This window comes from Planktothrix sp., assembly GCF_046067725.1.
GTDB lineage: Bacteria > Cyanobacteriota > Cyanobacteriia > Cyanobacteriales > Microcoleaceae > Planktothrix.
Window position 1 is genome coordinate 26,271 of sequence record NZ_JBJUDF010000042.1, and the last position, 10,558, is coordinate 36,828.

The window sequence follows — 10,558 nt, forward strand, 5'->3', positions numbered from 1 at the left end:
ATGGGGAGTTAAATCAGTTAAGACTTCCCCAGTTTAGACTGGCTTTATTGAATATAAATACGTGCGGCTGTTTCTTGGTCTAAGGTGGCGCGAGTTCTGCCTATTTTAATAATATAAGACGGGAATTTCTGTTCTAATTCAATATTAATTCCGGGCATAATTCCCAAAGCCATTAACTTTCTCATTAAGGCTTCATCCTCTGTTTTTAAGCAAGAAATGATTCCTTTTTTTCCCGTTTTAACCGATGATAATGCCATCATTTAGAAACTGACTCCTAAAATATTTAACCCTAAGTTAGTGCAGTACCCAACAATAAATGCAAAGGGAAAGATAAAGGAAGTCATTAAGAGGGTTGTTAGGGTTCCTCGCTCTTTCAACATCATTTGTAATTGAGCAATACAACGAATATTCAAAATAGATGATGAAGAAATGTAAAGATTTTTTAAAAGTTTATAGAAGTGTAAAATTAATTTTACGATTGTTGATCAAATTTTAAATCATCCCAATTTAGGTAAAAGTTGAGAATAACGTTTAGTAAACAATGTCAAGAAATTAAATGATGCTTAAGGGCAAACCGAATTAACTCGGCTCGATTATTACTATCAGTTTTTCTTAATAAACTACTGACATATTTTTCAATGGTTCTGGGACTGAGATGCAAATGCTCACCAATGGCAATATTGGAGAGTCCTTCCACTAACAAATCCAAGACTTCCCGCTCCCGTTGTGTCAAATTAATTTCTAAGGGCGGTTCTGACTTTAAGCTCACAGGTTCGGAAGAAGTTTCAGAAATATCCGTTACACTATCAGCGAGACGGACTCGCCACTCGGACTCAATTAATTGCGATCGCTCTAATAACGAACGAATGACGACCCCCAACTCTTCTAACTCAAATGGTTTGGGTAAATAATTATCACAGCCTAATTGATAGCCTCGGATGCGTTCTTTGGTACTGGTGTGGGCTGTTAAAAAAATCACCGGAAGCAGACGAAATACAGGACGGGCGCGGACTCGTTTGATGAGTTCATAGCCATCCATTTCAGGCATCGCAATATCGGTAACGATCAGGTGGGGTTGATACTGCTCCACCAGGCGCAGGGCCTCCTGACCATTCTCTGCGGAAATCACAGAATAACCTGAAATGTCCAGGTAATCACTAATCGAGAGACGAGTCCCTAAATCATCATCAACAACCAAAATTGTTAAGGGCATAGGGATAAGGAGGGGAGAGCAGGGGGAGCAGGGGGGTAGGGGGAGAAAGGGGAGCAGGGGGGCAGGGGAAGAAGAGGGGCAGGGGGCGGGGAAGAAAGAGTTAAGTTTTGGCTTGGTACTCTGCACTACGAGCTTGGTATTTCATGCTTCGCACTTGTTTTCCACACCCTACACTCTACAGGTTTATTTATATATAGCTTGCCATTAAGTGAGTGGGTTTTCCTGGATCTCCTTCTAATAAGACCCCGCGTTGATTGGCGGCTAAATGCCGCAGAATTTTATAAATGGCTTCAATTTGTTCAGGTGCTCCCGCCTGTGCTGCCAAGGTTTCTAGGGACAGGGGTTGACCTGCTTGTTGCAGGAGTTGAATGATTTTTCGTTGTAAATCCAGAATATCTGCGGCTGCTTTTTTGCCTGCTTCAACACCAGGTTGATGGTAAGCGTTGATATTAACTAAAGAGGCATATAAACCCACAGCCCGATCATACAACGCAATTAAAGCCCCGACAATTTCGGGATTAACTTCAGGAACGGTAATTGTAATTGAATCGCGATGATTTTCATACAACGCTTGGCGAGTTCCTTGTAAAAATCCCGATAAGTAATCTCCAGAGGTGACTCCTGGTTCTACTTCAACAGCAGTTCCTGAGCGATCTTTTAACACTTCTATTAACGTCACAAAAAAGTTAGGAACTCCTTCTCGTAATTGCTGAACATAGGCGTGTTGATCCGTCGAGCCTTTATTACCATAAACGGCAATTCCTTGATAGACCAAATTGCCATCGAGGTCTTTTTCTTTGCCCAAGGATTCCATCACTAACTGTTGTAAATAGCGACTAAACAACAGCAAACTATCCTTGTAGGGTAAAACCACCATATCTTTTTCACCCTTGCCATTTCCTGCGTAATACCAAGCCAAAGCCAATAATGCGGCGGGATTGGTTTTAAGATCCGGTTGGCGGGTGGCGATGTCCATCGCTTTTGCCCCGTCTAACATCCCCCGAATTTTAATGCCTTGTAGGGCTGCTGGTAAGAGTCCAACGGCTGAGAGTTCTGATGTCCGTCCCCCCACCCAATCGGCCATCGGAAAGGTCGCTAACCAGCCTTCTGCGTGGGCTTGTTGATCGAGTTTACTGCCGACTCCGGTAATAGCAACGGCTTGTTTGGCAAAGTCCAAATTTTGTGCGGCAAAGCCGTTTTGTACCTCAATCATGCCGTTGCGAGGTTCGGGAGTACCACCGGATTTGGAAGTCACCAGCACCAAGGTACTGTTAAGGCGATCGCCAATTTTCCTTAACACCCGATCAATCCCTGCGGGATCGCTATTATCAATAAAATGGATATTCAAGGCGGGATGTTCCGGGGCTAAGGCTTCAGCCACAAACTGGGGGCCTAAAGCCGATCCGCCAATCCCAATCGATAAAATATCGGTGAATTTGGGGGTTTGAGGCGGTTTGACTGCGCCTTGATGAACCTTTTGAGTAAAGGCTTCAATGTGTTCTAAGGTTTCAACAATTTCTTGCTTCAGGTCTGGGGTCGGGGCGAGATCCGGGTCACGCAACCAATAATGACCGACCATGCGATTTTCATCGGGATTAGCAATGGCTCCTTTTTCTAAAGCGTCCATTGCTTGAAAAGCATGATCAAACTTGGGCAATAAGGATGCAACAAATTCATCATCGAATCGCATTCGACTGATATCTAGGTACAGTCCTAAACCGTCGTGATAGTATAGCCAATCTTGGTAGCGTTGCCAGAGTTCTGTGGCATCCATAGTCTTACATTCCGCTATATTAATTTTTAGCTTAATTGATAACGGATTCAGATTACCTCTTTTTCGGTTAATGATGAACGCTTAAGACGAACAGCTTGATAAACTAGACTGATGTTTGCTTGTGACCGGACTATAAACTATGGCCAAAATCCTTGTGATCGCGAATGGGAAAGGGGGAGTGGGTAAAACCACAACCGCGATTAACATGGCTGCGATTCTTGCTAATCACTTTAGCACGCTGTTGGTGGATACAGACCCCCAGGGTTCAGCTTGTTGGTGGGCTGAACAAGGTCAACGGGGAGAAATGCCGTTTGAGCATTCTTCGGAGACTGACCCCAGTTTGTTGTCTCGGTTGAAACTGATTAAAGAGTATGAGTTAGTGGTGGTGGACACTCCTCCGGCGTTAAAATCCGATGGGTTATTGGCTGTTGTTCAAGTCGCCGATTATTTGGTCTTACCAACCCAAGCGGCGCCGATGGATTTAGTGGCGTTAATTGAAACGGTGAAATCGACCATTACCCCTTCAAAGGTTCCCCATCGGGTGTTAATGACGAAGGTTGATCCTCGGAGTTTAGGGGATGCGTTTGAAGCCCAAAAATCGTTACAAGAAGCGGGAATTCCGGTGTTTAAAAATATTATTCGAGCTTATAAAGCCCATGAACGATGTCCGTTAGAAGGGGTTCCGATTATTCAAGCGAAAAGTCATAATGCCAGGGAAGCGGCTTCGGATTATCGACGGGTTGCGGTGGAATTATTGAGGAGTTTATAGGGTAAATATTAATCAATCAACTGAATTGAAGGAGAACTTAAAATGACTCAAACCTTACAGGTTATAGCCCGTGTTGTAGCGTTACCCGATAAAGTAGAAACCTTAAAAGCGGTATTACTGGCGTTAGTTGAACCGACTCGCCAAGAATCAGGTTGTTTACAATATGATTTATTACAAAATCAAGAAGATATGACCGATTTTACCTTTGTAGAAGAATGGGAAAGTTTAGAACATTTACAAACCCATTTAGCCAGTGTTCATCTTCAACAAGCTTTAACTCTAATTGAAGGTTTAGTTGCAAGTCCGCCAGATATTCGATGTTACGATAAAGTTTTATAAGGGTTGGTTTTTTGAATTGTACAAGCTACTCCCCAAATTCCTGATAAAATTAGCCAACCGTAGATATTCACTCGAAAATCAAATAAGGAAACATCAAAACAGTTAAATATAATTAAGGCTAAAAACGTGATTAAATAGCTATAATAAATCAATCGATCTGAAGGATTTATTAAGCTATTTTTTAATAATAAAAATCCTTGAGTTAATATTGCACCGACTATGAACATAAAAAATAAGGTTGTAGGAATTCCGATTTCAGCAAACATCATTAAAAATAAATGATGGGGATGACCTAACCAAACGTTCATTTTAGCTTCATAAAGCGGGGTAAAATTTCTTAATCCCCATCCGGTTAAAGGTCGATTTTGAGTTAAATTTAAGGTAAATTTCCATTGGGTAATTCTTAAGGTTTCTACGGGACGAACAAAATTTTGATCCGTAATTCTTTGCCAAAAATAAGCGGGAATAATCATTCTTAATCCTTCTCGTAGGGGAGAGGGTGCAAATGCTGACCCTAAAACGGCTGTTACTCCTGTACTGACGAATAAAATTAACCACCACCAGCCTAAATATAAAGCATAAGCTAAACTGGATAAAACGGCTAATCCCCAAGCGTTACGAGAGTTGGTTAAAATTAAGTCAATTCCGGTTAATAATAAGGTAAATACTAATAAGGTTATTCTCAATTTAGAATTCTGAATTGGAAAGATTGACGTTTCAGATTGATTCTGCCATTCTTCTATTAAGAATACTAGGGTTAAAGTAAAAATAATCACTAAATAAGCAGCAAAAATATTAGCGTACATAAAAACGGAAGACATTCGACCCGGAGGATTTCCATTCAGATGTAAACTCCAACCTAAAATCCCTTGTAAACTATCAATTCCTGACCATCCTAAATATTGTTGTCCTAATCCTAAAATTATAACGGGAATTGCTGAAAGAATCATTAACCCGGATAGCCACCGTAGTTGCTTCGGTGTTTGGATGATTTCACTTAATCCCGCAAATACAATGAAATAGGGAATAAAATTACTTAAACCGATAAAAGATTCAACTAGGTTATGAGCTAAAAAAGAAATTATTATTAATAATAAACTTAAAATCCCTAACCCTTGATTAATCGGATTTTGTCGAATAGATTTAAACTGGCGTTTCCATGTGATCAAGGTTCCCCAAAAAATAGCAATTCCGCCAAATGTAGGTAAAATAGGGAATAAAAATACCCCCCATTGTAAACAATTCCAAGGTAACTGTAATCGTTGTTCTGGGTGGGGTAAAAGGATAAATTTCATGAGTTATAGCTCGTTATCAAACCTGAAATTAACATTAAGTATAAGCCCAATCTGAACGAGTTAAACGAATTTGAGCTAAAGTAAAGATAGTGGGAATAATTCGGGCATAATTGGTAGAAATTGTCCGCCATCCTAAATCAGCAATTAACCACGTCCATAATAAGGGCCCTAAGAAAGAAAAAACGCTACGAGTTAACCCATATTTTGCCGCCGTAACTGCCATTCCTCGGTTTGCCGTTTGAATGGCAACATAATTTTGGAATTGTGCTGCTGCGGTGCTTCCTCCTACAATTAATGCTTCCTTTGCGACTTGATATTTAGCAAAATGTAAGGCAAATTGACGGGCAATTTGTCCTAAAATTAAGGGTTTCATGACAGAATTTACTGCCACTAAACTTCCCGCTTTAAAAACCCAACCTAACGGATCTTTTTGAGCAGAAATCGGCAGAGGTTTTAAGGGTCTTGTTTCTGTTAATGCTTTTTGAACTCGTTGGGTTAATGCCGCTTGTTCTGACTGGGGGAGATGCTTCCAAGTTTGACCTAAAAGATGTAAAAAAACTTCGGCTTCTAAATCAGGAGTTGATAGTTTTTTTGAATAGGGAATTTTCAAATAACGGCACACTTGAATTAAGGCTTGGCGGTAAGTGACCTGTTGCGTTTTTCCTCGCAATACCGTTATCCCATCGGCGGCAAGATAGCGAAAACGTTGTTCTAAAGCATCTAACCAGGCTTCTCGGTCTCGACTTTGAACATCAATGGTAGTAGGAGTCTGCACATAATCTAAAGGGTTTAAACCCCGACTAAACAAAAGTTCTGTTAACTGTTGTAACTCCTCTTCTGTTGCTAGTTCTAATGCGGATCTAAGTTCGTCCAACGTTGATATCCTCCTCAATTCGGAGTTTTTCTCTATCCTATTCTACTACTATTTGGGAAAGTTGGTTGTCATATAGATTTATAATTTAGTCAACCGAATTTTTACTATCCCTATGAATTCAATAACATTTGATGTTGCTATTATTGGTGCTGGAGCCTCCGGTTTAACTTGTGCCCAACAGTTACAAAAAGCTGGATATAGTGTCATTGTTTTAGATAAATCAAGGGGAGTAGGAGGACGAATGGCAACCCGAAGAGTATCAGGAAGCCGCGCCGATCATGGGGTGCGTTATTTAGAACCTAAAGGAGAACTATTAATACAATTAATTGAACAGTTAAAAACCTGTGAACCGTTAGAAAATCAACTACAACTCTGGACAAATAAGCTTTATGAATTTAAAGAAAATCAACTTCAATCTCAAGTTATTGATCAACCTTATTATATTATTCCTTCTGGTATGAGTACCGTCGGTAAGTTTTTGACAAATGGGTTAAATCTTCAGTTAAATAGTAAAGTTGAGTCATTAACTATCACCCCTGAAAAGATTTGGAAATGTCAGATTCAATCAACGAATAGTAATACCCTAGAACCTCCTATCCTAGCTAAATCCCTTGTAATTGCCATTCCCGCGCCTCAAGCATTGATGTTACTTGAAGCTGCTAATACTGAGGTTGAACTTAATTTTTTAGATATAATAAAATCCGTTGAATATGATCCTTGCCTTACGGTAATAGCAGGTTATTCAAAGGAAAAATATAAAGAATTACCAACCTGGAAAGCCGTTCGTTTCTGTGATGATCAAATATTAGATTGGGTGGGCGTTGATAGCAGTAAACGATTGAATGCAACACAACCTGTTTTTGTGATTCAAAGTAATGCTCAATTTGCAGAACAATATTTAGAAGAAACGGATTTAACCTTAGCCGGACAGCAGTTAATTCATCAAGCTGCAAATACTATATTACCGGGTTGGGAAACTCCAGAATGGATACAAATTCATCGTTGGCGTTATGGGTTTTGTCGTCAACCTTTAAGTCTTTCTTGTTTAGCAACCACAACACCTTTACCTTTAGTTTGTGCTGGAGATTGGTGTAGCGGAAATCATCTTGAAGCGGCATTAAAATCAGGACTAGAAACTGCAAAATGGCTCCAAACCCAAATTAAGCTGTAAAAAATTGATAAATCTCTTGGGGATGAAGGCAAAATTTTTGCTAATATTGTTTAAGGTAAAGAATTAGGTGTTAGTTTGCATGAAGGATATAGAGCTTTATGGTTTGGATCAGAAATTAACCCTACTGGTCAACCGTTGATCTGTTAACAATTGTAAACCCTATCAAATTTTACTTGATACCTGAAAAATATTAAGTGTTTTTTACCTCCATCATTGAGTAACTATGACACTACAACCTAACATTCAAAACGGTCTATCTTTTCTAGTTGGAGATAACACCGCAGAATCAATTATTTTATCTTTTGGACAACTCAAAAATTACCCTGGCGGTTTATTAGCCCTGGATGGGAATGATACGGTTATCGGTTCAGAAGATAGTGAATTTATTAATGGAAATACAGGTTTAGATTCCTTAATTGGAAACGGAGGAATTGATACCCTCAGAGGCGGCAAACAAGATGATATTCTCGATGGAGGAAGTGGGAATGATTTCTTAGCAGGAGATTTAGATCAAGATATTGTTAGAGGAGGAGACGGTAACGATAGTTTATATGGGGGAAAAAATAGTGATCAATTGTTTGGAGATGGGGGGGATGATATTCTTTCAGGAGATAAAGATAATGATATTTTAACAGGAGGAATAGGAAAAGATACCTTTGTTTTAGTGACAGATGGAGGTTTTGATATGATTACGGACTTTGCCAATGGTACGGATCAGATTAAACTTCCAGATGGGATAACATTTAATGATATTCTATTGCAACCTTCCGCATCAAACACTCTCATTATTGTTCAAAGCACAGGAGAACAATTAGCCCAAATTAATAATATTTCTGTTAGTAACTTGACGGCGGCTAGTTTTGGGGAAACCACTTCAAATGAGTTTGAATCATTTGAACAGCGTGTTTTTGAACTGACTAATCAAGAACGTTTGAATGCTGGGTTATTGCCTCTAACCTATAATTACCAATTAGAAGTAGCAGCAGAAAGTCATAGTCAAGATATGGCACTGCAAGATTATTTTGATCATAACGGACTCGATGGCAGTAGCCCTTTTGATCGAATTGAAGCGACAGGATATAATTACTCCTGGGCAGCCGAAAATATAGCAGCAGGTCAAACAACACCAGAACAAGTTGTTAACGGATGGATGAACAGCCCTGGACATCGTGCTAATATTCTGAATCCGAATTTAACAGAAATTGGTGTGGGCTATTACTATTTAGGCAATGACACAGGTAATGAAAATTTTAACCACTATTGGACACAAAATTTTGGAACGCCTGCATAAAAGTAGATCAAATTGTTGTTACCTCTACCTAGAAACCGGGTTTCTTCAAGAAACCCGGTTTCTATCATTAACTTTGGGGACTTTCTGATAAATTACCTAATGAAATATTGTTTCCATCCTGAGCATTTAAGTCATCCAAAATGGCAACAATTTCCCGTTCAAATGTGACGTTTGCTCGATTAGTTTTGCCCCCAATATATAAGCGATCGCCATCTTTTAACGCCCAAATTTGAGAATGAGAAACATAACTCATCATCACACTAATCATTAACAATCCAAACCCTAAATAAACAATGGGAATCCCTGGATCTGCTTTAATTTGTAATCCTGTACTTCCAATTAACTCATCAATAAATAACGTCACCCCATCCACTTCGGTTGACATTCCCTCACGGACGGTTGACACTAATTCACCCTTTCCGTTATAGACTAATACAGTTCCTTTTAAATCTTTAGCTAAGACTGAAACTCCGGCGCTAAAATCCGGTTTAATCGGAATCCAAGTTCCCCAAATTCGACCTTGACCTCCGGTGTCTAAGGGTGCCATTGGTAAACGAAATACAGGACTTTTATTGACGCGGACTCGTAACGCCCCAATACCCCAATCTGCTTGATAAAATGTAACTCCTTTATAGCGCAATGGTTCGTTAACGTGAATTGTTTTCCGGTCTAATTCTTCCCCCTGTTGGTTGATAACCGATAAATCGGAATAAAATTGATCAATTCGACCATCAGGATCATAATCAATCCAAAATCGATTGACTTTAATTCCCCAATCTTTGGGAATTTGAGGCTGAGAAAATTGTCCCGCATCGATAATATTTTTAACTTGAAAAATATTGCCCCCTGGAATCATTTCTTGGGCGGTAAATCCGGTGATTGAACCAAGAATCGATCCAGCTAATATAATTAACATACTTGCATGAACAATAATCGGCCCAATTCTGCCACTGATTCCCCGTCTTGCATAGAGTTTATTTCCTTCTTGAAATACTAAATAATTGCGTTTTTTCAACAAAGGTTCTAAAGCGGTTAAGGAACCTTTGGTTAATTCTGCACTTAACGCAATGTTTTTAAATTGTTGAGGTTTATCGTAATACGTCCAGCGACGGGCGGCTTTTAATGTTGGTAATTGTCGGGTAAAAGTACAAGCAGTTAAACTGCTGCCAAATAGCACTAAAATTGATAAAAACCACCAAGTTCTATAAACATGATCCAATCCGATCAAGGCAATAATTTTCCAGGTTAAGAAACCAAATAAAGCCGGACTTTCAGGATAATTAGATTGATAATATTCTAAGGATTGACCTTGTTCTATAACCGTTCCTGAAATACTAAAAACCGCTATAATTAACAACAATAAAATCGCTAATCTTAAATCCGCTAAAACTGGAAGGATTTCTTTTCTAATTCTTTTTTGAATTTCGGTTTCTCCTTGAATAATTTTTTGAAACAATGAAAGTTCTGGATTCATCTTGATTTTCCTCTTAGATTAAGTAACAGGTAGCAATCTAAACAATAGCGAAAATACACCAAATCCTACTAATAATACCCCACTGGTAGGCGTAATCCAACTTGACCATCTTCGCAGTTCGAGTATTTTTTTAAGGGTCGCTGTAAAGGTTCCTGCTAATACTAAGGGTGCAACATAACCCACCGCATAAGCTAATAATAAAACCCCTCCTAAAACAATATCTCCTGTGGTAGAAACCCAGGCTAATAATGTAGCTAAAACAGGGGTACTACAGGGAGAAGCCACTAACCCAAAGGTTAAACCTAATAAATAGGATTTCAAGCTATGGGGAATCTGTTTCGGTATCCATTCGATGGTG

11 protein-coding genes are annotated in these 10,558 nt (G+C 39.3%); 4 read left to right on the forward strand and 7 right to left on the reverse strand.

Annotated elements, in window-relative coordinates:
• Positions 1–44 precede the first annotated feature (44 nt).
• From ACKPEB_RS02440 to ACKPEB_RS02450, 3 genes are all read right to left on the reverse strand, one after another.
• Positions 45–260: a FeoA family protein gene (locus ACKPEB_RS02440; protein ID WP_408963193.1), complete on the reverse strand. Its 216-nt coding sequence runs from the start codon at positions 258–260 to the stop codon at positions 45–47.
• A gap of 284 nt (positions 261–544) precedes the next feature.
• Complete coding sequence (locus ACKPEB_RS02445) at positions 545–1,213, reverse strand: response regulator transcription factor (RefSeq protein WP_408963194.1); 669 nt, start codon at positions 1,211–1,213, stop codon at positions 545–547.
• A 187-nt stretch (positions 1,214–1,400) separates the two neighbouring features.
• Positions 1,401–2,987, reverse strand: a complete 1,587-nt coding sequence (locus tag ACKPEB_RS02450) for a glucose-6-phosphate isomerase (RefSeq protein ID WP_408963195.1) — start codon at positions 2,985–2,987, stop codon at positions 1,401–1,403.
• Between the two features lie 139 nt (positions 2,988–3,126).
• On the opposite strand from ACKPEB_RS02450, the gene ACKPEB_RS02455 reads away from it, so the two are divergent.
• On the forward strand, positions 3,127–3,756 hold the full coding sequence (locus ACKPEB_RS02455) for a ParA family protein (RefSeq protein ID WP_408963196.1): 630 nt from the start codon (positions 3,127–3,129) through the stop codon (positions 3,754–3,756).
• Positions 3,757–3,798: 42 nt separating this feature from the next.
• A complete protein-coding gene (locus ACKPEB_RS02460; RefSeq protein ID WP_408963197.1) occupies positions 3,799–4,095 on the forward strand; it encodes a putative quinol monooxygenase in 297 nt (98 codons plus the stop codon).
• Here ACKPEB_RS02460 and ACKPEB_RS02465 read toward each other — a convergent pair.
• Together ACKPEB_RS02465 and ACKPEB_RS02470 are read right to left on the reverse strand one after the other, a co-directional pair.
• Entirely contained in the window at positions 4,077–5,390 is a 1,314-nt protein-coding gene (locus tag ACKPEB_RS02465; RefSeq protein WP_408963198.1) for an O-antigen ligase family protein, read from the reverse strand. The two genes, ACKPEB_RS02460 and ACKPEB_RS02465, sit on opposite strands and share 19 nt — an antisense overlap.
• 34 nt (positions 5,391–5,424) lie before the next feature.
• Positions 5,425–6,264: a YaaW family protein gene (locus tag ACKPEB_RS02470; RefSeq protein WP_408963199.1), complete on the reverse strand. Its 840-nt coding sequence runs from the start codon at positions 6,262–6,264 to the stop codon at positions 5,425–5,427.
• Between the two features lie 97 nt (positions 6,265–6,361).
• Between ACKPEB_RS02470 and ACKPEB_RS02475 the strand changes: the two genes are divergently transcribed.
• Complete coding sequence (locus ACKPEB_RS02475; RefSeq protein WP_408963206.1) at positions 6,362–7,435, forward strand: NAD(P)/FAD-dependent oxidoreductase; 1,074 nt, start codon at positions 6,362–6,364, stop codon at positions 7,433–7,435.
• A gap of 223 nt (positions 7,436–7,658) precedes the next feature.
• Positions 7,659–8,726 carry a CAP domain-containing protein gene (locus ACKPEB_RS02480; protein WP_408963200.1) on the forward strand — a complete coding sequence of 356 codons (1,068 nt, stop codon included), beginning with the start codon at positions 7,659–7,661 and terminating at the stop codon, positions 8,724–8,726.
• A gap of 67 nt (positions 8,727–8,793) precedes the next feature.
• Here ACKPEB_RS02480 and ACKPEB_RS02485 read toward each other — a convergent pair whose 3' ends face one another.
• Both ACKPEB_RS02485 and ACKPEB_RS02490 read right to left on the reverse strand, forming a co-directional pair.
• Positions 8,794–10,200, reverse strand: a complete 1,407-nt coding sequence (locus tag ACKPEB_RS02485; RefSeq protein WP_408963202.1) for a cytochrome c biogenesis protein — start codon at positions 10,198–10,200, stop codon at positions 8,794–8,796.
• Positions 10,201–10,218: 18 nt separating this feature from the next.
• The coding region (locus ACKPEB_RS02490) for a cytochrome c biogenesis protein CcdA (protein WP_408963204.1) at positions 10,219–10,558 on the reverse strand (340 nt) is incomplete at its 5' end.